Genomic DNA, 23,371 nt, shown 5'->3' with positions numbered 1-23,371 from the left:
GGCGAGGTAGCCCATGATCGGCCTGCTGCTTACCTTGATGTGCCTGATTCTGCTGGGGCTTTCCGGCTGGCTGTTCTACCACGGTGTGCGCAAGACCGAGCGTGAGCGAGTGCTCAACCGGCTGGCCGAAGGGCAACCCGAGCTGAGCCCGCAACGCAGTCCATGGATCGGCCTGGAGCGCGCCTTTGCCCGCGCCGGCCTGGGCCAGCCCAGTGAGCGCCTGGGCCTGTGGCTGGCGGTGTGGGCTGTGCTGATGTTGTTGGGCTACCTGCTGGGGGACTGGCTCGGACTGCTGGGCTGCCTCTTCGGCCCACCGCTGCTGTTGCGGCTGTATATCGCCTGGCTGTACCAGCGCCGGCTCAAACGCATGATCGAGCAACTGCCGCCCTTGCTGGATCACAGCGTGCGCAGCCTGAAGTCCGGACGCACCCTGGCAGACGCCGTGCTGGGAGCCATCGAGGCCAGTAACGATCCGCTGAAACAAGCCATGGGGCGTATCCAGCGCAACGTGCAACTGGGGGTCAATCTGCCGGACGCGGTCAACGATTTCGCCGAGTTCTACGAACAGGACGAGTTACGCATGTTCGCCCTGGGCCTTAAGGTCAATCACCGATATGGCGGCAACGCCAGCGAGCTCCTGGAAAACCTGATCAAGCTGATTCGCGAGCGGGAACAAGGGGCCCGGCAACTGAGCGCGATGACCGGCGAAACCCGCATGACCGCCTGGGTCCTGGGAACCCTGCCGCTGCTGCTGGTGGGCTACTTCATGCTCACCAACCCGGGCTACATGCTGGGCATGTGGCACGACCCTTCCGGACAGAAAATGCTGATCACTGCCGTGTGCTTGCAGATCTTCGGCTGCCTGGCCCTGTGGCGCATGTTGAGGAGTATCTGAAATGCTTCTGCTGGCCGCTGCGATGCTGTTTTTAGGTGCCTTGCTGCTGCTTGGCAACGGCGTGCTGGAGCAACGCCGGCGCGAGCGCCAGGTTGCCCAGCGCCTGCAAGGCAACCTGACCCGTGACAACCGCCTGGGCAGTTGGCTGCGACAGTTGGGCGACAGCCGCTTCGGCCAGCGCGCCGTCAGCATGGACAGCGAGACCCAGACCCTGCTCAACCGTCTGGGCTGGCGTCGCGCCAGCCAGCGCTCGCTGTTCGCCGCCAGCCAGATCGCGACCCCGGTGCTGGCGGTGTGCCTGGTGATCTTTGTCCAGGAAGTGGCATTCCCCAACGCGCAAAGCAAATGGCTGGTACCGATGCTGGCGGCCGGGGCCGGTTATCTGCTGCCCAAGCGCGCCCTGGCCTACGCCGCTCACCGCCGGCAGAAACAGATCGCCCTGGAGATTTCGACCTTCATTCCCTTGCTGCGCATTCTGTTCGAGTCGGGCATGGCCGTGGAGCAGGCTCTGCGGGTCCTGAGCAACGAAGCCGGGAAGCTGCTGCCGGAACTGACCCACGAGTTGCGCCTGATCCTGGCACGGGTCGATTCGGGCCTGGAGCTGGGCCAGGAGCTCAGCCAGACCGCGACCCTGCTGGCGGTGGACGAATTCACCGACACCTGTGTGATTCTCCAGCAACTGGTACTGCAAGGCGGCGGGGCGATGAAATCCCTGCAGGCCCTCAAGCAGTTGCTCGACGACCGGCGCCTGACTCGCCTGCAGGAATACATATCGAAAATGTCGGCCAAAATGTCGGTGGTGATGATGCTGTTTCTCTTCCCCGCCTTGTTGATCGTGCTGGCCGGGCCGGGCTTCACCGCCATCGCCCGGGCCTTTGCTGCCTAGAGGGAATTTGATGAAAGCCATGATTGTCGCCACCAGTTTGTTGCTGCTCGGCGGATGCGCCAGCAACGGCCAGGTGCCGTGGGCAGCCCTGACCCAATCCGCCAGTTGCGCCAAGCTCAGCTCAGAGCAGGAGCTGGCGGTGAACCTCGCCGATGAGATGGCCAACGACGGCAAGCTGCACGCCAGCCTGGCCAACCTGCAGAACCTGCCGGACAACCTCGCCGAAGTGCGGGTGCGCAAGGCCCGGGTCTACCGCCTGCTGGGCCGTAATGAGGCCGAGCCGCTGTACCGCAGCCTGCTGGGCTCCTGCCTAGCCGCCGAGGGCGAGCATGGCCTGGGCCAATTGGCGGCGGCCCGGGGGGACAACGGCCAGGCTCAGGCTCACCTGCAACGGGCGGCGCGACTGGCACCGACCAATGAAAAAATCCGCAACGACCTGGGGGTCGTCTACCTCAACCAGTTGCGCATCGAAGATGCACGCTTCGAATTCCTCACCGCCATCGAGCTCAAGCAGTCCGAGCCGCTGGCGGCCATCAACCTGGTGACCCTGTTGCTTTATCAGGACAACTGGAAGCAGGCCGCCGAAGTGGTCAGCCAGGCCAACCTGAATCCCCAGCAATTTTCCCAGGCCCAGGCCCGCGCCGAGGCGCTGGGGAAACCCGCGACAACCACGGCCTCCGTGCCCCAGGTGGCGAAGGGTTCCACGACCCTGCAGCCCGAGGCCACGCCGTCCAAGGAGCGCTGAAATGAAACTGCCCATGCTCTGCTGCACCGCCCTGCTGACGATCCCTCTGGCTGCCCAAGCCATCGATGCAGGCCCCGCCTCGCCCCAGCAGCAGGAGACCGAAGGCTGGCTGCTGTTGCAAAGCCGCAACCTGGCCGCCTCGCCGCAGCCACAGTCGGCGACCCCCACGGAACGTGAGCTGGCGTTGCAACGCTGGTTGAAAAAATACCACTACGAAATTCCGGACCTGTACGACCCGGATGCCGGTGGCAAGGTGGAAACCAAGTAGCCAGGAGGGAATCGAGCGGCGGCAAGCTCATCACCGCCGCCATGCACTGCTCGTTATCAGTGGGCGGTGACCCGCTGGCGCAGCCCCGAATTGCTCGGTGACAAGGCCAGGGCCAGTTGCGTGCGGTTGTGCATGTGGGTCAGCCGCAGGACCTGGGAAACGTAGAGTTTTACGGTGTTTTCGGTGATCCCCAGTTCACAGGCGATCTGGTAGTTGGTCTGCCCCTTGCCCACCAGTCGCGCCACGTCCAGTTGTCGTGGCGACAGCTGGTTGAAGATGGCCGGAATCTCGATGGCATCAGCGTCTGCGCTGTCGCCCTGAGACTCCTCGCTGCGACTGGCGGCGGGGGTACGCCGGACCTTGTCCAGGTCCTGGTAGAGATCGTCTATGGACTCCGAAAGAAATTGCAGCTTCTGGTTCAGGTGCCCCAGGTGCAGGTTCTTCTGCCGCTCCTGCAAGGCGACTTCCTGACGCTGCAGGCCTTCGAGGAGTTCGTCCAGGTCGATGGGTTTCTGGTAGTAATCGGCAATGCCGGCGCGCAGGGCCTTGATCACGTCCTGTTTGTCCGCCTGCCCGGTGAGCATGATGGCTTCGAACACCCGATGCTTGCCGGCCAGGCGCTGCAGTTCCTGCACCAGCTGGATGCCGTCCATATCCGGCATGTGCAGATCGCAGAGCACCAGGGAGATTTCCGGGTCCTTGTTGAAGCACTCCATCGCCTGGAGGCTGGACTCGCAAGGAACACAACGGTAACCACTGCTTTCAAGAAACTCGCAAAGTTCTTCGACAATCAGTGGCTGATCATCGACCACGAGCACTTTCATCTGTGAGGTGAGCTTGTTCACGTGCTACTCCGTGCGGGCCATTCGTCGACTGGCCACTCCTGTCCTGCCTCGCATGATCCAGGCAGCTACACATAAAAACCTAGACCCACTTTCCGACTATGTACATCGCATTAATCAGTCCGGCGACTAATGGATCACGCTCACAGTTAAGACCATTCCAGCCAGTACAAAGGGGGCAAATGGGTATTTTTTTGACAAGCGCCTGCCGGTCCCTCCCGCTTGGGGGTCAAGCCCTTGTTTCTGCTGAAACCAGAGCCTGGGCGCGATCAGCAACCACACCAGGCTGCAGAGCCCAGCGCCGATAAAGGCCCCCAGTAAGTGCTCTGGGTCGCAGAGCAGCCCCAGGGCCGCCATCAACTTGACGTCCCCCGCCCCCATCCGCCCCATGGCATACCCGGGCAAAGTGAACAGCAGGGCCAGCAACAATGCCCAACCACCCTGTGCGGCACTGGCCCCCAGCCAGGTACTGCCGGTCCACAACAGGTATAGGCCGGCCAGCAGCGCGACGCCCAGAGTCAAGCTGTTGGCGATCTGCCGCTGACGCAGATCCTGCAGCGCGCAGATTGCCAACCAGATCCACAAAACCCAGAAATGCATCGCCGAAGAGGGTTCCTTTTGCCGGATTGATCCTATGCTCAATGGACATAGTGGTTGTCAGGGTAGACGCACTCATGAAACCGGGCCTCCCTAGAAAGCAGAAAGGTGCTGTGGCGATCGAATTCGCCGCCGTGTTCGTGATCTTCTTCGCGGTGTTTTACGGCCTGGTCAGCTACAGCCTGCCGCTGCTGCTGATGCAATCCTTCAACCAGGCGACCGCTGAAGCGGTGCGCCGGGCCGTGGCGGTCGACCCCAATATCGACGACTACGCCACCACGGTGCAGGACCTGGCCAACACGGTGGTGCAGAACCAGACCAACTGGATTCCGCCGGCCTTCAACTTCGCCGCCGCCGACCACAGCGCGGTGTACGCCAACGGCGTACTCACAGTACGGATCGACTACCCCACCCAGAAACTCACCCAGGTACTGCCGCGCCTGGTATTACCGGTGGTCGGCCCGGTGCCCAACCTGCCCACCAACCTGAGCGCCATCTCGAGTGTGCAATTTTGACCTCTGGTGACAAGCTGCTTGGACGCTTGCTGGGCCGTCAGCCACTCCCCGCCGACGAGTCCCGGGTCCCGCCCCAGGCTGTTGGCCTGCAACTGGTACTCGACCCCCAGGGCCGGGTCCTCACCAGCAGCGGGCCATTGCGTCATGGGCTGGCCCAGTTGCCCCCCAGCGCCGAACCACCGCACCTGCTGGACTACATCCTGCCCGGCAGCACCCTGGCCCTCGAAGGCCGTCCCGCCGACTGGAGCGGACAAGTGCTGGACCTGGACCTGCGCGGGCTGGGTGGCAAGACCTTGCACCTGCGCGGCTGGCTCCAACCCTGGGGCTCGCAATGGTTGCTGCATCTGCTGGACATCGGCGACCTGATCCAGCAACGCCAACAGGCCCTGAGCCGCGAGCAATGCCAGATCTTCGCCGCGCAGATCAGCGAACAGATCCGCCTGTGCAACCTGACCCGCCTGCCGGATGTGCTGCACGACCAGCTCGCCGACCTGGCCCGCTACTGGCACATCCCCTGCCTGGGCCTGGCCTTGCTCGACGAACAGGAACAAAGCTGGGTCATCCACAGTTGCTACAGTGCCCATGACTCGCCCCGGTTGTGGCATGACGACCAGGACCTGGGGACTGGCCTGGATAGCCTGAGCGGCAATACACCGCTGCATCTGAATCAAATCCAGGGCCTGAATGAACACCCGCGATTGCAGGGCATCTTCGGTCATCGCGAAGGTTTTCTGGTGCCCTACCGGGACGACCATGGCGTCGCGGCCTGGCTGCTGTGCGGCTGTTACGCCGTACAGCAACACGCGCCCAACCTGCTGGACCGCGACTGGCTGGCGCTCACTGCGGCCCTGGCCGGGCCACTGCTCAGCCGCCTGCGGGAACAGCGTCATCACCTGCACCTGGAGCGCCTGGAAGCCCTGCAAGGGCTGCTGGGCACCGGTTGGTGGGAGCTGCGCGCCGACACGGCCGAGGTGTTGCTGGCCAAGCCACTGGCCGCCAGCCTGCAACTGCCCGCCGACAGCAACAGACTCAGCGTCCAGGATTGGCTGGAACTGATTCACCCCGCCGACCGCGCCGAACTCAACAGCCGCCTGCAGGCCCTGAAGCTGGGCAAGCCGCTGCTGCTCTGCGTACGCCTGCACGAAGCTGACCCGAGCGCAGCGACGCGCTGGTACCGTTTGCAGGGCCAGGCCCTGGGACGAGGGGAACAGCAACGGCTGGTGGGGTTCATGCTGGATATCAGCGATATCAAGAACCAACAGCAACAAGCCGCTGCCGCCCATGCCCGCCTGGATAACCTGATCGCCAGCTCGCCGGCGGTGATCTATGTCCAGCGCTACCTGGAAGGCGCCCTGCAACCGAGTTTTTTCAGCGCCAGCCTGCAACCCCTGCTGGGCTGGAGCCTGGAAGACTGCAACGAAGGCGCCGTGGCGGACTGGGTCCATCCCGAGGACCGCGACCTGTACTTCCAGCGCTGTCGCCAACTGCTGCGTGAGGGCAATGTCCATGCCCGCTACCGACTCCGGGATCGCCAGGGGAACTTTCACTGGGTACTGGACGAAGCCCGGCTGCTGCGCAATGACCTGGGCCTGCCGGTGGAAGCGGTTGGCCTGTGGCTGGACGTCACCGAAGCCACCCTGGCCGCCGAGCACGTGCGCCAGAGCGAAGAGCGCTACCGGATTCTGGTGGAAGACTCACCGGCGATGATCTGCCGCTACCGCCCGGACCTGACCCTGACCTTCGGCAACCGGCCGCTGGCGGCCTACCTGGAGTGCGCCGCCGAAGATCTGCCGGGGAGCAATCTCGGACAGTGGCTGTCCGCCGAGCAGCGCGAGGGTTTTGAACGGCGGCTCACGTTGCTGAGCCCGGAGTTTCCGGTCAGCACCGCCGAGATCAACCTGCAACTGCCAGGGCGTGAACACGCCTGGTGGGTCTGGTCGGATCGTGGGGTATTCGATGAACAGGGACAGTTGCTGGAAATCCAGGCCGTGGGCCGCGACAACACCGAAGTGCGGCGTTCCCAGCAGCAACTGACGCAAAGCGCGAAAATGGCCACCCTGGGGGAAATGGCCACCGGCCTGGCCCATGAAATCAACCAGCCGCTCAACGTGATGCGCATGGCCATCGTCAATGTGCTCAAGCGCCTGAACAGTGGCGATATCCAGGTCGACTACCTGACCGAAAAACTCCATCGCATCGACGCTCAGGTCCAGCGGGCCGCTCGAGTGGTGGACCACATGCGGGTATTCGGCCGGCGCTCGGAGGTGGAGCAACAGCCCTTCAATCCGGCCCAGGCCATCGAGGGGACCCTGTCGCTGCTGGCCGAGGGCATGCGTGGCAAGGGGCTGGAACTGCGTATCAGCGAGCTGGGTTTCGAGGTTCAGGTGCTGGGCTTTGTCGACCAGTTGGAACAGGTGCTGATCAACCTTTTGGTGAATGCCCGGGACGCCCTGCTGGGCAAGCAAGGGCAGCAGAAAGATTTCAAACCCTGGATTGCCGTACATGGCCAGCGCGACGAACAGTGGGTGCGCCTGTGGGTCGAGGACAACGCCGGTGGCATCGACCCGCGGCTGCTGGAACGGATTTTCGAACCCTTCTTCACCACCAAGCCGGTGGGCGTCGGCACCGGGCTCGGGCTGTCGGTGAGCTACGGCATAGTCCAGAACATGGGCGGTCGCCTGAGTGTCAGCAACGGCCAGGACGGCGCGCGCTTTTGCATCGAGCTGCCAATTGTCCAGGCGGATCAGATCACCAGATAGGCCCTGCCCGTCTGCCCGCAGGTGAGGTTGGCACCGACCTGGACGTCCATCAGGCTGACCCCCAATGCCGCCAGCAGGTTGTTCAACAGCGGATCGAGCAAGGGGCTCAGCAGATTGCTGATCAGCGGCATGATCAGGCTGGTGACACCATTGATCAGCCCCCCCGCGCCCGCCACTACCGAACCCAGGAGGTTGGCGCTGACCGGCTGGTAAACCTGCAGGCTGATCCCGGAGATAGTGCCCGACAGGCTGTTGACGAGGTTGTTGGTCGGGGCAGCGTTCTGGTAGCTCGGCGCCTGGTTGACGTTCGGGGGGACAGCAAAATCCGGCGCACCGCTTGAGTAAGTCAGGTCCCGCCCCACGTTCGGCCCGGTCTGGCTGCGCCCCAGCGAAGCGTCGACCTTGATGCCGATGCCCCCGGCGGCGAAGGCTGTGCGCGCCGGCCCGCAACTGCCGATCCCGAGAATCTTGCGACAGGTCCAGATGCCCAGGTCGATGATCGGCAGCGGCGTCACCACAGGTTGCGTCGAGGAAGAGAACGTCGTGTTGGGATCAATCTGCCCGACCTTGATGTCGGCCAGGGACGATTCGCTGTACGCCGTGAGGCTTTTGGTTCCGGTGTTGCCCGTCGGACAGCTGTAGTTGGTGACGTAGGCCTTGGCGCCCCCCAACTCCAGGTTGATGTCGATTCGCGGAGAAGGCAGCACTTGTGGGTCGATTTGCTGGCACCCGGCGCCCAGCAGGCAGCCCACGGAGTTGATGGTGGCCGCCAGGTCCAGGCTCAGGACACTGTTGAGGGTCGGCGTCAGCGAACCCACCAGCCCCAGCACGGCGTTGGCCAGGCCGGTCACCCCGGACAGGCCCGTGAGGTTGACCGAAATCAGCGTCCGTACCTGGGCTGTGCTCACATAGATGCGATTGGGCCCCAACGGATCGAGGATGGCCAGCCGAGGGTCACCGACCGCCGAGAACTGCGGCGGCTCGATGACCTTGACCCTGACCGTCACACTGGCCAGGCCCAGCAGGTTGGCCGGTATTACCGCCGCCACCGCGCTCTTGCTGTTGGCCAGTTGAACCATCGCTTGCAGCAGTTGGAACAGCTGCACGTTGGCATCCAGCGCGGTGGACACGGCACCGGTCTGCAGTTTCAGGATGTCCCCCAGTTCCAGCTGCGGTATCTGAGCACTCACCGCCGCCTGCAGGCTCCCCAGGGCCGCCAGTATGTCGGCGGTAGCACCATTGGCCTGGACCACGGTGGCGGCAGTCTGGATCAGTTGGGTCAGGCTCGCCTGGGTGTTGAGCAACTGGGTGTAGTTGCCGGCGGCGACGCCCAGGTCGATGGCCAGTTGGTCGAGGTAGCTCAGCAAATTGATATCGCTGTTGAGCAGGCCATTCCAGCCCACGGCACTGATGTTCACGCTGCCGCCGAGCATGTTGCCCACCAGGGCATTGAGCAACGCTGAGTTGGCGCTGTTGACCGTGGCGATGGTGCTGCGAATGCTCAGTTGCGCCAGCGGCGGCGTTGGTGCAGCCGCAACGGCTGTGGCCGTGAGCTGCGTGGTGAGGTTGATCGGGTCTGGCGAGAACAGCGCAGCAACACCCGAGGCCACACTAATGGGGACGGTATTAGTGGCGATTACCTGCACAGCCGCCGACTGCGCCGGGTTGGCATTGAAGGTACGCAAACCGTCGGCTCCGGTGCTCAGGAAGCCGCAGTTGGTGGTCAGGGTATTGCCGGCGGCGACGACAAAGCCATTGCGCACTGCACTCTGCCCGACATAGGTGGCGGCCGTCAGGCCGGCCAGGCAATTGCCGCCACGGCTGACGGCTTCCAGCGCCGCGTTATCCGCTACCCGCTGCAACTTGCGCTGCTCCATGTAGAGCCGGCCGCTGTCCACCACCAGCAGCATCAGCAACAGCGCCAGGCCCAGGGTCGTTGCCGCCATCAGGCCAATGGCGCCACGTTGACGGGCCGGGCCGGTAAACCGCTTCAGAGGAGACATCGGGGCACTCCTTTACCGGCTCGCAGCCGAGCGCACTCTCCATCGATGCACAGCAGTGTAGTCAAAGGCCCGGGCCTGTGCTGGCAGGCTGCCAGCTCGCCTGACTGTCGGCGCAAAGGCGCGCCACAGGCTGCCTGTGGCGCTTGCCAAAGCCGGTGCTCCTGCCTGGTAAAGGCCTCAGTGCGGCGGGTAGTTCTGCAGGATGCGCATCACCGTAGTACGCACCGCAGCCGTGCGGTCGGCGGGATTGGGCGAGCTGCTGAGCATTTGTTCATCACTGCCACGCCACACCAGCCTGCCGTCCTTACCGTCCAGCAAGTCGATCTGAAGGGTCGCCACCTTGTAGGTGATGTTACGGGTCTCGTTGTACATCGGGCCGCCCCAGTAGCCATTCCATGGGCCACCCCAGCCTCCACCATAGTGGGTGGTGACCTGTTGCTGACGGTCCTCGACAATCAGATACGCTTGGACATTCAGGTCTGCCCGGCTCCCGCCCTGGGCCGGGCGCAGACCCCGCTGGTCCAATTGCTCGGCCACCGCCTGACGGATGCGCTGCTCGGTCAGGTCACTCTTGATGCGCGGATCGTCGGGGCGATATTGCAGGGCGGGTTCTTTCCAGCTCCAGCTGCGGTAGGCGCCAAAGTCCCGGCTGGCGTCAAAGTCATGATTGATCTGGTCGGCAGCGCAGGCACTGAGCAAGGCGGCGCACACCAGTAACGCGATTCGATGGAACATGCTGTTTCTCCGCGTGAAGAGCAAAAACGGGCATCGTTCAACTAACTGGGAGGATAGGCGGCCATGGCCTTTTGCACTGCCTCACGCAGCGAATCGGCACGTTCACTCAGGCTGCCCCTGCTGCTGGTCTCGGCGCTGGCGCTCCACACCGGCTGGCCGCTGGCGCCGTCAAACAGATTGACCCGGACCACCACCACCTCCACCTCGTAGGTGCGCACCACCGGCACGCTGCCGTACATGCCGTAACCCGGCCCGTAGCGGTTGTACCCCCCGTACCCGCCATAACCATAATCGTCCCGGACCTGGCGCAGACGCTTCTCCAGATGCAGGTCGGCGCTGACCCACAGGTCCGCCGGACGCAGGTCTTGCACCGGTCGCAAACCCTGCTGATCCAGGGCATTGCTGACCGCCTCGGCGATCTGCGCCGAGTCGGCCCAGGCCGAGCCGTTGGGCAGGCGCCCATTAAGCCAGGCCCAGTTGCGGTAGCGCCCATAGTCCCGTTGCGGCGCCGGATAGGCGCTGCGGTCGAAGGTGTTGGCCGCTTGCGGCGGCGCCGGTGGCAGGGGCTTGCTACTGGCGACGTAGGGATTGCTGCCCTGACAGGCGGCAAGCCCGGAACACAGGAAGATCAGACCCAGGCGGCGTTTCATTGCGCACTCCGTTAGACCGGCCGGCACAGCCAATGCAGATAACGCCCAAGCCCGGCAAAACCTGGGTGTCGGCGGTGAGCCAATTCCATCTCCAGCAAATCCGTCAGCTCGGCGCGAGCCTGGAATTCCACCGGCATGTAATCGTGGAAAACCCGCACTCCGCTCTGGGTTTCGACTCGCCACAAGCCCTCAAGTTGCGCCGCCAGCTCGCGCGGATCAAGCGGTTGTTGCGGGGTCAGGCTCTGCTTCTCGCCGGCCATATCGTTCTTGCGCAGCTTGCGAAAGTGGCCCTTGAGCAGATTGCGATAAACCAGGGCATCGCGGTTATAGAACGCCAGGGACAGCCAGCCATCGGCGCTGGTCAGTTGGTGCAGTACCGGCAGGATCGCGTGGGGCTCGGCCAGCCATTCCAGCACCGCATGGCAGAGCACCAGGTCGTAGGGCTCGGTCAGTTGCCCCAGCAGTTCCTGCCAGGGCGCCTGGATGAAGGTCGCCTGCTGCCCGGCCTCGGCAAAGCGCTGGCGGGCGCCTTCGAGCATCGGCGCGGCGGGCTCGGCCAGGGTCACCTGGTGCCCATGTTCGGCCAGCCACAAGGACATGTGTCCCAGGCCCGCACCGATATCCAGCACCCGCAGCGGCCGCTCGGGCAGGCTTTCCTTGAGGTCGGCCTGGAGCACTGCGAGGCGGATCGCGCCTTTGGCGCCGCCATAGATCTTCTCGGCGAAACGGGTCGCCAACTGGTCGAAATGCCGATCACTCATGAGCAGAACCGCCGTTCGCTGTCCGCCAGCTTGCTGCGCACCACCTGGTCCATGTCCAGCCCCAGCTCGCTGCACAGCAACAGCAGGTAAAGGACGATATCGCCTACCTCCTGTCCGGCGTGAGCCAGCTTGTCCGCGGGCAGTTGCCGCGACTGCTCCTCGGTCAGCCACTGGAAGATTTCCACCAGCTCCGCCATCTCGACGCTGGCGGCCATGGCCAGGTTCTTCGGGCTGTGAAATTGCCGCCAATCGTTGTGGTCACGAATGGCGTGCAGGCGTTGGGTCAGTTGCTCTAGATTCATCGGGGTCTCCTGAAGGCGTATAGCTTCCGGGGGATAGCCGTGGGACGCAAGAGTGCTTTCGCCGGCCGGTCGGCTCCTACAGAATGAGCGGCCCCGGCAGCTTCTATGCTTAACAGGGAACTCGCTGCGGGCATTCATGGCCCAAGGTTGAGCTCGGGCACCCGCCCCCTCTTTCATCAGGACGCACACATGCAGGTAGAAAGTTTCTTCGAGTGGCTTGGCCAGGCCATAGGTTCGGTCATCCGGTTTATCGTCGACCTGCTCAGCGGGTTGTTCAATACCCTGACCCACGCCGGTGGCAACTTCGTCGACGGACTGTCCCGGGCCCTGGGGATGGACACCTCCATTGTCAGCATCATTGGCCTGATCATCGGCCTGATGTTCCTCTACTCGGCGATCCGCGCCTTCATGCGCGCCTCGATCATCCTCGGCATCATCTGGCTGGTGCTCGGTCTCTGGCTGCTGAGCTGGATCATTCACTGATCCCCTTCTGAAACCTCGGCGCCTCTCGTCGCCGAGGCTACAATGCCGGCTCTCGCAAGGAGCCCGCATGTCCCCCCTGATCACCGATTGGCATCATCGCCCCACCCATCGCCGCGTCTGGGCCCTGGCCGCGCCGATGATCCTGTCGAATATTTCCGTGCCCCTGGTGGCCCTGGTGGACAGCACCGTGATCGGTCACCTGCCCCACGCCCATCAGTTGGGGGCCGTGGCAGTAGGCGCCAGCCTCTATACCTTCCTGGCCTGGGCCATGGGTTTTCTGCGCATGGGGGCCACCGGGTTTGCCGCCCAGGCCGCCGGCCGCGGCGACGGTGCCGCCCTGCGCCAGATCCTCCTCCAGGGCCTGTTGCTGGCGTTGGGCCTGGCACTGTTGCTGGGGGCCATCGGCGTGCCGCTGAGCGGCGCGGCCTTGCACCTGATGCAACCCTCGGCGGGCCTGGACCAGATGACCCGGGCATTTTTCCACACTCGATTGCTGGGCCTGCCAGCGGCTCTGGCCAGCTTCGCCCTGGTGGGCTGGTTCCTCGGCACCCAGAATGCCCGGGCACCGCTGGCCATCCTGCTCAGTACCAACCTGGTGAACATCGCGCTCAACCTGTGGTTCGTCCTGGGCCTGGACTGGGGCGTGGTGGGCTCGGCCCGGGCCTCGGTGATCGCCGAATGGACCGGGGCATTGATCGGCCTGGCCATGACCCGGCCGGCCCTGCGCGCCTATCCGGGACGGATCGTCTGGGCCGCGCTGCGCCGCTGGCAGAGCTGGCGCCCGCTGCTGGCAGTGAACCGTGACATCTTCATCCGCAGCCTGGCCCTGCAATCGGTGTTTTTCCTGATCACCGTACAAGGCGCCCGCCTCGGGGATGCCACGGTGGCAGCCAACGCTCTGCTGCTCAACGGCCTGTTGCTCACCGCCCATGCCCTGGACGGACTGGCCCACGCGGTGGAAGCCCTGTGCGGCCACGCCATCGGCGCCCACGATCGCCAGGCCCTGCGCCGTTCGCTGGTGGTGGCCGGTGGCTGGTCATTGCTGGCCAGCCTGGGATTCGCGCTGATGTTCTTGCTAGGTGGTCACCTGTTCATCGAAATGCAGACCAACATTCCCGAGGTCCGCCAGACCGCCTTCACCTATTTGCCCTACCTTGCCGTACTGCCCCTGATCGCCGTCTGGAGCTACCTGCTGGACGGCCTGTTCATCGGTGCCACCCGAGCCCGGGAAATGCGCAACGGCATGCTCCTCACCGTGCTCCTGCTACTGCCCTTCGCCTGGGGCCTGCAAGGCTTCGGCAACCACGGCCTGTGGCTGACCTTTCTGCTGTTCATGCTCCTGCGCAGCCTGACCCTGGCAGCCTTCGCCTGGCACCTGGAGCGGCGCGACGGCTGGTTTGCCGGGGCTCACTGAGTCGGCGTCGACTCGACAAAACCACTGACCCGATCCAGCACCGGCGCCAGCCCACGCAAGGGGCGAGACAGGGCGGCCACCAGCGTGGCGTGGCCAGTGCGGGAGAAATAGAACTCCTGCACCGGTACTCTTGCCGCTCGCAGCTTGCTGGCCAGGCCACCGGTATTACGCTGTGGGTTGACCAGCGAATCATCATCGGACGCTATCAGCAGCGCCGGCGGCGCGCCGCGGCTGACGTGGTTGATCGGCTGCGAGTCCGGCGGCGAATCAGGGTAGAAAAACACCGGACGTACCTCAGGGTTGCGGATCGGCAGAAAGTCATAGGGCCCGGCCAGGCCGATCCAGCCCTTGATGATCTGCGGCGTCAGCCCGACTTGCCCCAGCAAGCGCGAGTCCAGGGCGAGCATGGCCGCGTTGTAGGCGCCAGAACTGTGCCCCATCAGATACAACCGCCGCGGGTCGGCGCCAAACTCACCGATATGTTCATGGGTCCAGGCCACGGCGCGGGCCGCGTCTTCAAGAAAAGCCGGATAGCGCACCTGTGGATACAGCCGGTAGTCCGCCAGGACCGCCACCATGCCCCGAGAGGCCAGGGCCTCGCCGACAAAGTCGTAGTCGTTGCGCGAGCCGCTGTTCCAACTGCCACCGTAAAAGAACACCACCACCGGTGCACCGGGAACCGCCTGCCGGGGCTGATAGACATCCAACTTCTGCCGTGGATCGCTGCCATAGGCAATGTCCCGGGTCTTGATAAAGGTGCTGTCGGGGGTCAGGGAATTAAGCGCCTTGAGCGGTGAACAGGCCGCCAGCAGGCTGAGCACCAGGGTGCCGAACAGCAGACGCCAGGCGCCTTTCGATGTATTGAGCATCAGCAAGCCTCGTTGCGCCCACCATGGACGCCTCTTTGCAGGCTAGCTGAAATGGAACGGGGCCCCCTCTTGCGTGGCGAACCTGGAAACAGTTCAAAAAAAAGCCGCGCCCTCCATCGCAGGGCGCGGCTTTGTGCCGGGACGGAACAGGCATCACTGGGGATGCCCGGGCCTTCAGGACGACAGGTAGGACGAGCGGGTCAGGCCCAGGCGCAAGGCGTCGAGGAACTGGGTGCGCTCGGCGGCGCTGATCTTGGCGCTGGCCACTTTATCGCGGTAATGAGTCATCAACTCCTCCGGCGACAAGTGCACGTAACGCAGCATGTCTTCGATGGTGTCGTGGGTCTCGATCCCGGCGTGGTACACGCTGCCATTGGGCCGCTGGTAGATGTTCACCGAGTCGGTGTCACCGAACAGGTTGTGCATGTCGCCGAGGATTTCCTGGTAGGCGCCCACCAGGAAGATCCCCAGCAGGTAGTCCTCGCCCTCGTTGAGGCCATGAACCGGCAGGCTGGTCTCGATGCTCTGCTCATCGACGTACTGCTTGATCTTGCCGTCGGAGTCGCAGGTCAGGTCTTGCAGCACCGCGCGACGCAGCGGCTCTTCGTCGAGACGGTGCAACGGCAGGATCGGCAGCACCTGGCCGATGGCCCAGGTGTCCGGCAGGCTCTGGAACACCGAGAAGTTGCAGATGTACTTGTCCGCCAGCTTGTCGTTGAGTTCATCCAGCACCTGGCGGTGGGAACGCTGACGTGCCTTGAGCGAGTTGTGCAGGCGACGGCACACGGCGAAGTAGCACTGCTCGGCCAGGGCTTTTTCGGCCAGGGTCAGCTTGCCGTCGGCATACTGGGCCGCCACGTCGCTCATGTAGTGCGTGGCGCGCCAGTAGGTTTCGGTGACCATCTCGATGTCGGTCGGCCCCAGCAGGTCCACCAGCCATTGCACGGTTTCCGGCAGCTCTTCCTTGTTTTCGATCTTCGGCACGTCGTCGTTGTGTTTCTCGACGTCGGTCACCTGCACCACCAGCATGGCGTGGTGGGCGGTCAGGGAACGACCGCTCTCGGAGAAGATGTGCGGGTGCGGCAGGTTCTGCGCATCGCAGAATTCCTTGAGCATGCCCACCACCACGCCGGCGTAGTCGTCCATGTCGTAGTTGATCGAGCTGGCGTTGCGCGAGTGGGTACCGTCGTAGTCCACGCCCAGGCCACCACCGACGTCGATGTGATCCACCGGCAAGCCGAGGTTGCGCAGTTCGCCGTAGTAGCGGATGGCTTCCTTGAAACCGTGCTGGTAGTCCGCCAGGTTGGCGATCTGCGAGCCCATGTGGAAGTGCAGCAGGCGGATGCCCTGGTCCAGGCCGGCGGCGCGGAAGCGCTCCACCACCGACAGCAGTTGCGCCGCCGACAGGCCGAACTTGGATTTCTCGCCGCCGGTGTCGGCCCACTTGCTCGACGCCAGGGACGACAGACGCACCCGCAGGCCCACCTGTGGCTTGACCTTGAGGAAGGCCGCTTCCTCGATCACCAGGCCCACTTCGGACTCTTTCTCGATGACGATGAACACGTTGTGGCCAAGCTTCTGGCCCATCAGCGCCAGGCGAATGAACTCACGGTCCTTGTACCCGTTGCAGACGATGGTGCCGCCCTTGGGCGCCAGGGCCAGGACCGCCAGCAGTTCCGGCTTGGAGCCGGCTTCCAGGCCGATGGAGACGTTCTGGGTGGCGATGATGTTCTCGATCACCGCTTCTTGCTGGTTGACCTTGATCGGGTACAGGGCGGTGTACTTGCTCTGGTATTCCAGGCGCGCGATGTTGGCGTCGAAAGCGCCGGTCAGCTGGCGTACACGGTCCTGGAGGATGTCCGGGAAGCGCACCAGCAAAGGCAGGGACAAGCCGCTCTTGCGCAGCTCCTCGACTTGTTCGAACAGATCGATGGGCAAACTGCTCGGGCCATTCGGGCGAACTTCGACGCGACCGGCGTCATTGATCGCGAAATACCCGGCCCCCCAATGGCGAATCCCGTAGACACTGCGGCTGTCCGCAACGGTCCATTGGCTGCCATCGTCTTTACGTGTGCGTCGTACGGACATCGAAGTCCCCTATAAAGAAGTCATAGAGCGCCGCCCCAATCCGGGGTCGGCGCAGTCTAAAGAATGAAAATGACGATTAGCCTGCAAGCGCAATAGACCGCGCCTGCCGTGCTGAGTTTAGAAACCGTTCATGAACAGGCTCTGTGAAAACCATGGAGACGACACCTGCGTCCTGAGCCAATCAAGACAGCGTCCAGTCAGAGGTGGTTTTCACAGAGGCTGCTAGCCGCCGGACTTCTTCGCCTTGAAACCGTGCTTGACCAGTTCCGCCAAGAGTAGCTCGACATGGTCACCCTGGATTTCAATGACGCCGTCCTTCAAGGCGCCACCGGTGCCACAGCGTTTCTTCAACGTGGTGGCAAGCTCCTTGAGGGCGTCTTCGGCCAGAGGCACGCCGGTGATGGTGGTCACCGTCTTGCCGCCACGGCCCTTGCTCTCGCGACGCACGCGGGCAATGCCGTCGCCGGCCGGAATCACGGTTTGTTTGCAGATACAGGCGGCCACCGGCTGGCTACAGTCCGGGCAATGTCGACCTGCGTCGGTGGAAAACACCAGGCCACCAAGGGCGGCGAAGGATGCGGCTTTTTTGGCCACCGGCAATCCTCTTGGGAGGACAAAGACTGGTCGAAGCACATGGCGGTGCCATCGACCGCGAAGCCCCACTCAGGCAGGGGCAGCGCTACTGAGCCGGGCGCCCTTGTTTAAGAAGCAGCATCGGTTCAGCTTGAAAAGTCGCGCAGTGTAACGGCAAAAAGCCCGGTTGCTAAGAGCCAATCAGCGTCAATTTATGCAACTTTAACGACGTCGGGCCAGATAACGTTGCAAGGCGGCCAGGGAGTCCGGGCAATAGGGCTTTTCGTGGATTTCCCGCAGCACCTGATCCAGGGGAATGAAGTGCGCTTCCAGGACTTCTTCCGGCTGCAAACGCAGCGGACCGTCCCACACGGCAGAGAACGCCGAACACCAGAGACGGTTGCCGGTGTCCTCGAAAAAGAAGTGATCATGGGCAGTCAGTTCGACGCCGCTCACCCCCAGCTCCTCTTCCAGTTCCCGGGCCGCGGATTCGGCATAGCTTTCAGTCGCCAGGACCATGCCACCGGCGGCAACATCCCAATAGCCCGGGTAGATGGCCTTGCTCAGGGTACGCCGGTGCACGCACAGCTCACCGGCAGAATTGAACAGCATGATGTAGGTGCCACGCCCGATCAGGCCGCGCTCGCGCAGCTCCGAGCGGACCATGGCCCCCAGCAGTTGGTCTTCGCCATCGACCCAGGCTATTTCTTCAGCGTCGGAGGCGGCGCGATGGGCCGCCTCATTGGTGGTCGCAACCATGGATCAGCCTTGATTGAGCAGTTGGCGCAAGTCGATGACCGCCGCGTTGGCTCGGGAAATATAGTTGGCCATGACCAGCGAGTGGTTGGCCAGGACGCCGAAGCCGCTGCCATTGAGAATCATCGGGCTCCAGACCGGCTCCTGGGAGGCCTCCAGTTCGCGGATGATCTGACGCACGCTGACCGTGGCGTTCTTTTTCGCCAGCACGTCGGCGAAGTCCACTTCAATCGCACGCAGCAGGTGCGACAGCGCCCAGGCCTGGCCACGGGCCTCGTAGAAGACGTTGTCGATCTGCATCCATGGGGTTTCCACCACTTCCTCATCCACCTGCGGGCCCTGGCCCGGGGCCGGCACTTCGGTTTTCAGTGCGGTGTTGAGCTTGACCCGGCCCACACTGGCCGACAGCCGTTGAGACAGCGAGCCCAGGCGCGTCCCTACATCACCCAGCCAGTTGTTGAGGTTGTCGGCACGGGCATAGAACTGCGCGGTCTTCTGGTTTGGATCGGAAAGGCGAGCCTGGTAGCGGCTAAGGGAATTGATGCCGTCCTGGTACTCGGACTCGCTGGACGGCAGCACCCAGCTCTTGTTGTCGAAGTTGAAGCGCGGTTCGGCCTTGGCCAGGTCGGAGTCTTCAGCGGACTGCGACTGGGAGCGGGCGAAGTCCTTGCGCAAGGCGCGGGTCAGGTCGCGGACCTGGACCAGCACGCCATATTCCCAGCTTGGCATGTTGTCCATCCACAGGCCCGGTGGAAAACGGTCGTTGGAGATATAGCCACCCGGCTTGTCCAGCAAGGTACCGACCACGGTCTTCAGGGTTTCCACGGTGGTGTAGCCCACCACCATCTGCCGGCCTTCCTTCTCGGCAGCGATCTGGGCGTTCTGCTGGACCGGGAACAGCGCAGGTTCCTGACTCCAGTACCAGCCCAGGCCGCCCGTGACCAGCAGGTACAGGCCCAGCAAGGTGGCCAGGGCACGACTGAACAGCAGGCCACCGAAATAGCTGCGTGTCGCCGACTTGGGTTCGGCAGCACGATCCGGCGCGCTACCTGCGCGATTCTTCCAATCCAGCATGGCTATGTCCTTTCAATCACTTGGGTTCATCGGTTCGACCACAACCCTACTCCATCGTGCCTTGCCTTGACGGGATATATCTTCCGGCAAATGCGCGCCGCGCAATGATTGCGAATCAGGCGGTCACTATAAATGAAGCACACTCCAGAGCCTATGCGACCAGTGGGTCAGGAACTGAATAACCCCGCCTTGCACATTATTGACGTACGACACTCATGGGACACAAAAGTGGTGCTAGCATAGAGCCACCAGTCGACCTCAGCATGCACCCTACCTAGTAGTCAGGATATGACCGAGCCAGAAGACCCCAGCCGTGAGCGCCTCAAGCACCACTTTGCCCAGCGGGTAATTCATCAGGCACGTCAGATTCTTGAGATATGGCAGCGTCTGCAACGCAGCGAATGGTCCACCACCGACATGTCGGAACTGTGCGAAGCCAACCTGCGCCTGCTGCGTTTCGCTGAACGCTTCGAGCAACCCGAACATACCCAACTGGCCCGCAGCATCAGCCAATCGCTGGAGGCTGTAGATGCCAATCGCGGTCGCCTGAGCAGCAACCTGATCACCGACCTCAATCGCTTGATGCAGCGTTTGTCGCGCACCGGCCTGCGCCACGGCGACCAGTTGGAACAGACCTTCCTGCCGCCGTTGCGCAAACCTATCTATGTGATGTTGCAGGATCACGACCGGGCCGAGCGCCTGGCCAAGCAACTGGAATTCTTTGGTCTCACGGCCCAGTCCCTGGACAGCATCGCCGCCTTTCGTTCGTCCATGGTCGAGCGCTTGCCGGCGGCCATCGTCATTGATGTGGACTTCTGCGGCCCCGGCATGGGCCTGACCCTGGCAGCCGAAGCCCAGGTCGGCCTGGAGCAGAAACTGCCGCTGCTGTTCTTCAGCCTGCATGAAACCGACACCCCGACTCGCCTGGCGGCAGTACGCGCCGGCGGCCAGGAGTTCCTGACTGGCACCCTGGAAGCCTCCAGCCTGCTGGAAAAGATCGAAGTGCTGACCTGCGTCGCCCAGTACGAGCCTTATAAAGTGCTGATCATCGACGACTCCCGGGCCCAGGCGCTGCATACCGAGCGCCTGCTCAACAGCGCCGGGATCGTCACCCGCACCCTGATCGAGCCGATCCAGGCCATGGCCGAGCTGGCGGACTTCCAGCCGGACCTGATCATCCTCGACATGTACATGCCGGCCTGCACCGGCACCGAGCTGGCCAAGGTGATCCGCCACAACGACCGTTATGTCAGCGTGCCGATCATCTACCTGTCCGCCGAGGACGACCTGGACAAGCAACTGGACGCCATGAGCGAAGGCGGCGATGACTTCCTCACCAAGCCCATCAAGCCGCGGCACCTGATCACCACCGTGCGCAACCGCGCCGCCCGGGCCCGCAACCTCAAGGCACGGATGGTCCGCGACAGCCTCACCGGCCTGTACAACCACACCCACATTCTGCAACTGCTGGAAGACTGCAGCTTCCGCGCCCGTCGCGAGGGCAAGCCGCTGAGCTTCGCCATGCTCGACATCGACCACTTCAAGCGGGTCAACGACAGCCACGGCCACCCCATGGGCGACCGGGTGATCAAGAGCCTGGCGCTGTTTCTCAAGCAGCGCCTGCGCAAGACCGACTTCATCGGCCGCTACGGCGGCGAAGAGTTTGCCATCGTCATGCCCGACACCGATCAGGACGCCGCCTGCAAGGTCCTGGACGAAATCCGCCAGCGCTTTGCCGAGATCCATTACCCGGCCCAGCCTCAAGACCTGTGGTGCACCTTCAGCGCCGGCGTGGTGGAGATGCAGGAAGACTCCGACAGCCTGATGATGGCCAGCCAGGCGGACGAGGCGCTGTACCGCGCCAAGCACGGCGGACGCAACCGAGTGCAGGCCGCACGGCAATCAAGTCAAAGTGCCATCTTTTCATCCGAATCCACAGATTCGGTCATAACCTTGTAATACAAACGCAATAAATTCAGGCGCTTACCATTTTTGCCGTTGGTAGAGCCCTGATGCGCCTGAAGCTGCTGACCAATCTCAATACCCTGTTGTTAGTTGCCGTCTGCCTGGCCCTGGGGGCCACGCTCTGGTGGTCGCAACGAGCCCTGGAGCGCCCCTATCTGCTGATGGAGCGCTACCTGGGACTGTCCCAGCAGTTTCAAAACCAGGTAGCGCGCAATATCGAAGACTACCTGGCCAGCGGCGACGCCCTGCGCCTGAGCAGCGCAGCCCAGGCCATCGAGGCCCTGCAAGGCGAACTGACCGAGCTGCCGCCGCAACTCGCGCAAAGCTTGCGCCCGAGCCTGGCCAGCCTCGATGACTTCAGCAAGACCGACCTGCTGGCCGCGGGCAAGCTGGCCGGCGATCCCCAGGCCCTGCTGTTGCAGGCCGAGCGGGAGCTGGGGGCCAACCTGGAACAGCTCAGCCAGTACGCCAGCGGGACCAAGACCGCAGAAGGCGCCACTTACCTGCCCTTGCTGCTCACCGCGGCGCAGCACCTGGGCAAACTGTCCCTGGCCCGGGACAAGTTGGTGAGCAGCGGCCGCAGCGAACTGGCCGCCGATGTCGAACGCGAAGTCAACAACATCAAGGCCCAGGCCGACCGGCTCGAAGCCCTGCCTTTATTAGGGGTGGCCGCCAGCAGCGAATCGGGCACCGATGACTTTGCCGCCCTGATGGGCCTGGAAAACACCCAGAAAGCCACTGCCGAAGACGCCGGCATCGGCCTCAAGCGCGAACTCCACAGCCTGCTCAACCGCTACCCGGCGGAACTGCAGCGCACCCGCGAGCAGATCCAGAAACGCGCCGACCTGAGTGCCGCGACCCTGCTGAAGATCACCGCCGTGCGCCAGGCCATCGCCGAGCTGGAACCGGTGGTGCGGGCCCAGCACGGCCAGATCCAGGGCGAGGTACGGCTGATCCAGGGGCTGATGATCGGCCTGATCCTGCTGATCGCCCTGGTCATCGACACCTTGCAGCGCAAGCTGGCCCGGGTCCTGACCAACCTGGCCCCGGCGCTGTCGACCTGGGCCGAAGGCGACTTCAGCCGACCGATCCAGCTGGGCAAGACCAACCGCGAACTGCACGCCATCGAAGAATCCCTCAATCGCCTGCGGGCCTACCTGGTGGATCTGGTGGGCACCATTCGCCAGAACGCCGAGCAAGTGGCCGGCAGCAGCCGCGCCCTGGCTGACCTCAGCAGCGGCCTGCACAGCGGGGCCGAGCGCCAGGCCGGCGATACCGCGCAGATCCGCGATGCCCTGGGGGAGCTGGAAGCCACCATCCAGCAGGTTGCCGGTGACGCCAGCCAGGCCGCCGATGCCAGCCGCAGCGCTGGCCTGGCGGTGCAACAGGGGCAGAAAGTCATAGGCCTGAGCCTGACCGGGCTGCACGCCCTGGTGGGCGAGGTACAGGGCAACGCGCAGATGATCGAGCACCTGGCCCAGGAGTCCGCCACCATTGGCGGCGTGCTGACCGTGATCCGCTCCATTGCCGAACAGACCAACCTGCTGGCCCTCAACGCCGCCATCGAAGCCGCTCGCGCCGGGGAAATGGGCCGTGGCTTTGCCGTGGTCGCCGAAGAAGTGCGCTCCCTGGCCCAGCGTACCGCCGGCGCTACGGCAGAGATCCAGACCTTGATCGCCGGCCTGCAGGCCGCCGCGCAACAATCGGTGCAAGGCATGCGTGCCCAGGTGGAACACGCCGAAGCCACCGCCAGCCAGGCCCAGGCCGCCGACGGTGCCCTGGACGAAATCGTCGGGGCGATCCAGACCATCGCCGACACCGCCGTGCGCATCGCCGATGTCACCGCCCAGCAAAGCGGCGCGGTCAGCGAGATCCGCGACCACAGCGAGCGCATCCATCAGTTGGGCGGCGACAACCTGCTGCGCATTGGCGAAGGCCGGGCCCAGGGCGAGAACTTGCTGGACCTCGGGGGACAATTGCATACGGCGGTGCAAGCCTTCCGCGTCTAAGCTCTGCCTGTGCCCCGGTTTTCCCTGACAAACGCCCCATCATCGGCGAAACGGCTGGCCGGGAGTGCAGCGCTCTCACCCTGCAGGCAAATGACCGGATTTAAGTGCTTGGTCACATATTTTGCGCAAACATCGGTCATCGTGCTGGCTATTGCAGAGAACTGGACAGTCATAAAGTCTTT

The 23,371-nt window shown here is 63.7% G+C and carries 22 protein-coding genes; 10 read left to right on the top strand and 12 right to left on the bottom strand.

Annotation, left to right across the window (positions count from 1 at the left end; genetic code table 11):
- The first annotated feature begins 13 nt into the window (after positions 1–13).
- The 4 genes from PFZ56_RS09335 to PFZ56_RS09320 are packed head-to-tail and all read left to right on the top strand — an operon-like array spanning position 14 to position 2,794.
- Complete coding sequence (locus tag PFZ56_RS09335) at positions 14–895, top strand: type II secretion system F family protein (RefSeq protein ID WP_170001550.1); 882 nt, start codon at positions 14–16, stop codon at positions 893–895.
- A 1-nt stretch (position 896) separates the two neighbouring features.
- Positions 897–1,781, top strand: a complete 885-nt coding sequence (locus PFZ56_RS09330) for a type II secretion system F family protein (RefSeq protein WP_102863012.1) — start codon at positions 897–899, stop codon at positions 1,779–1,781.
- A 10-nt stretch (positions 1,782–1,791) separates the two neighbouring features.
- Entirely contained in the window at positions 1,792–2,526 is a 735-nt protein-coding gene (locus PFZ56_RS09325) for a tetratricopeptide repeat protein (protein ID WP_110595490.1), read from the top strand.
- 1 nt (position 2,527) lies between these two features.
- Complete coding sequence (locus PFZ56_RS09320; protein WP_110650856.1) at positions 2,528–2,794, top strand: DUF3613 domain-containing protein; 267 nt, start codon at positions 2,528–2,530, stop codon at positions 2,792–2,794.
- A gap of 56 nt (positions 2,795–2,850) precedes the next feature.
- Here the strand turns inward: PFZ56_RS09320 and PFZ56_RS09315 are convergent, their stop codons facing one another.
- Both PFZ56_RS09315 and PFZ56_RS09310 read right to left on the bottom strand, forming a co-directional pair.
- The gene (locus tag PFZ56_RS09315) at positions 2,851–3,639 is read right to left on the bottom strand and encodes a response regulator transcription factor (RefSeq protein WP_110595489.1); all 789 of its coding nucleotides are present in this window, start codon (positions 3,637–3,639) and stop codon (positions 2,851–2,853) included.
- Between the two features lie 126 nt (positions 3,640–3,765).
- The gene (locus tag PFZ56_RS09310; protein WP_110595488.1) at positions 3,766–4,236 is read right to left on the bottom strand and encodes a prepilin peptidase; all 471 of its coding nucleotides are present in this window, start codon (positions 4,234–4,236) and stop codon (positions 3,766–3,768) included.
- Between the two features lie 74 nt (positions 4,237–4,310).
- Between PFZ56_RS09310 and PFZ56_RS09305 the strand changes: the two genes are divergently transcribed.
- Together PFZ56_RS09305 and PFZ56_RS09300 are read left to right on the top strand one after the other, a co-directional pair.
- A complete protein-coding gene (locus tag PFZ56_RS09305) occupies positions 4,311–4,748 on the top strand; it encodes a TadE/TadG family type IV pilus assembly protein (RefSeq protein WP_110595487.1) in 438 nt (145 codons plus the stop codon).
- Positions 4,745–7,507 carry an ATP-binding protein gene (locus tag PFZ56_RS09300; RefSeq protein WP_110650862.1) on the top strand — a complete coding sequence of 921 codons (2,763 nt, stop codon included), beginning with the start codon at positions 4,745–4,747 and terminating at the stop codon, positions 7,505–7,507. Before PFZ56_RS09305 ends, PFZ56_RS09300 begins: the two co-directional genes overlap by 4 nt.
- Here the strand turns inward: PFZ56_RS09300 and PFZ56_RS09295 are convergent.
- The 5 genes from PFZ56_RS09295 to PFZ56_RS09275 all read right to left on the bottom strand — a co-directional run bounded on the left by PFZ56_RS09295 (position 7,492) and on the right by PFZ56_RS09275 (position 11,958).
- Positions 7,492–9,510, bottom strand: a complete 2,019-nt coding sequence (locus tag PFZ56_RS09295) for a pilus assembly protein TadG-related protein (protein WP_170001551.1) — start codon at positions 9,508–9,510, stop codon at positions 7,492–7,494. The two genes, PFZ56_RS09300 and PFZ56_RS09295, sit on opposite strands and share 16 nt — an antisense overlap.
- A 177-nt stretch (positions 9,511–9,687) precedes the next feature.
- Complete coding sequence (locus PFZ56_RS09290) at positions 9,688–10,245, bottom strand: DUF4136 domain-containing protein (protein WP_170001552.1); 558 nt, start codon at positions 10,243–10,245, stop codon at positions 9,688–9,690.
- A gap of 41 nt (positions 10,246–10,286) precedes the next feature.
- Positions 10,287–10,895: a DUF4136 domain-containing protein gene (locus tag PFZ56_RS09285; protein ID WP_102863003.1), complete on the bottom strand. Its 609-nt coding sequence runs from the start codon at positions 10,893–10,895 to the stop codon at positions 10,287–10,289.
- 11 nt (positions 10,896–10,906) lie between these two features.
- On the bottom strand, positions 10,907–11,656 hold the full coding sequence (locus PFZ56_RS09280) for a methyltransferase (protein WP_170001553.1): 750 nt from the start codon (positions 11,654–11,656) through the stop codon (positions 10,907–10,909).
- Positions 11,653–11,958, bottom strand: a complete 306-nt coding sequence (locus PFZ56_RS09275; protein ID WP_102863001.1) for a MazG-like family protein — start codon at positions 11,956–11,958, stop codon at positions 11,653–11,655. Before PFZ56_RS09275 ends, PFZ56_RS09280 begins: the two co-directional genes overlap by 4 nt.
- 189 nt (positions 11,959–12,147) lie before the next feature.
- Between PFZ56_RS09275 and PFZ56_RS09270 the strand changes: the two genes are divergently transcribed.
- Entirely contained in the window at positions 12,148–12,441 is a 294-nt protein-coding gene (locus PFZ56_RS09270) for a hypothetical protein (RefSeq protein ID WP_102863000.1), read from the top strand.
- A 67-nt stretch (positions 12,442–12,508) separates the two neighbouring features.
- Positions 12,509–13,855 (top strand): MATE family efflux transporter, encoded by a 1,347-nt coding sequence (locus tag PFZ56_RS09265; RefSeq protein WP_110650868.1) that lies wholly within the window; start codon positions 12,509–12,511, stop codon positions 13,853–13,855.
- Here PFZ56_RS09265 and PFZ56_RS09260 read toward each other — a convergent pair.
- The 5 genes from PFZ56_RS09260 to PFZ56_RS09240 form a co-directional block, all read right to left on the bottom strand.
- Complete coding sequence (locus PFZ56_RS09260; protein WP_170001554.1) at positions 13,849–14,724, bottom strand: alpha/beta hydrolase; 876 nt, start codon at positions 14,722–14,724, stop codon at positions 13,849–13,851. The two genes, PFZ56_RS09265 and PFZ56_RS09260, sit on opposite strands and share 7 nt — an antisense overlap.
- Before the next feature lie 174 nt (positions 14,725–14,898).
- Positions 14,899–16,812: an arginine decarboxylase gene (gene speA, locus PFZ56_RS09255; protein WP_170001555.1), complete on the bottom strand. Its 1,914-nt coding sequence runs from the start codon at positions 16,810–16,812 to the stop codon at positions 14,899–14,901.
- A gap of 222 nt (positions 16,813–17,034) precedes the next feature.
- A complete protein-coding gene (locus PFZ56_RS09250; protein WP_015634001.1) occupies positions 17,035–17,406 on the bottom strand; it encodes a translation initiation factor Sui1 in 372 nt (123 codons plus the stop codon).
- 201 nt (positions 17,407–17,607) lie between these two features.
- Entirely contained in the window at positions 17,608–18,144 is a 537-nt protein-coding gene (locus PFZ56_RS09245; protein WP_092319250.1) for an NUDIX hydrolase, read from the bottom strand.
- Positions 18,145–18,147: 3 nt separating this feature from the next.
- The gene (locus PFZ56_RS09240) at positions 18,148–19,215 is read right to left on the bottom strand and encodes a DUF2333 family protein (RefSeq protein WP_102862996.1); all 1,068 of its coding nucleotides are present in this window, start codon (positions 19,213–19,215) and stop codon (positions 18,148–18,150) included.
- 288 nt (positions 19,216–19,503) lie between these two features.
- On the opposite strand from PFZ56_RS09240, the gene PFZ56_RS09235 reads away from it, so the two are divergent.
- Together PFZ56_RS09235 and PFZ56_RS09230 are read left to right on the top strand one after the other, a co-directional pair.
- Positions 19,504–21,174, top strand: coding sequence for a PleD family two-component system response regulator (locus tag PFZ56_RS09235; RefSeq protein ID WP_102862995.1), 1,671 nt, complete (start codon positions 19,504–19,506; stop codon positions 21,172–21,174).
- 53 nt (positions 21,175–21,227) lie between these two features.
- The gene (locus tag PFZ56_RS09230; RefSeq protein ID WP_110595481.1) at positions 21,228–23,189 is read left to right on the top strand and encodes a methyl-accepting chemotaxis protein; all 1,962 of its coding nucleotides are present in this window, start codon (positions 21,228–21,230) and stop codon (positions 23,187–23,189) included.
- Positions 23,190–23,371: the final 182 nt, after the last annotated feature.

This window comes from Pseudomonas danubii, assembly GCF_042980055.1.
In the GTDB taxonomy this organism is placed as follows: domain Bacteria; phylum Pseudomonadota; class Gammaproteobacteria; order Pseudomonadales; family Pseudomonadaceae; genus Aquipseudomonas; species Aquipseudomonas danubii.
Note: the sequence above shows the minus strand (reverse complement) of the source record. Positions and strands in the feature narration are given on the sequence as shown.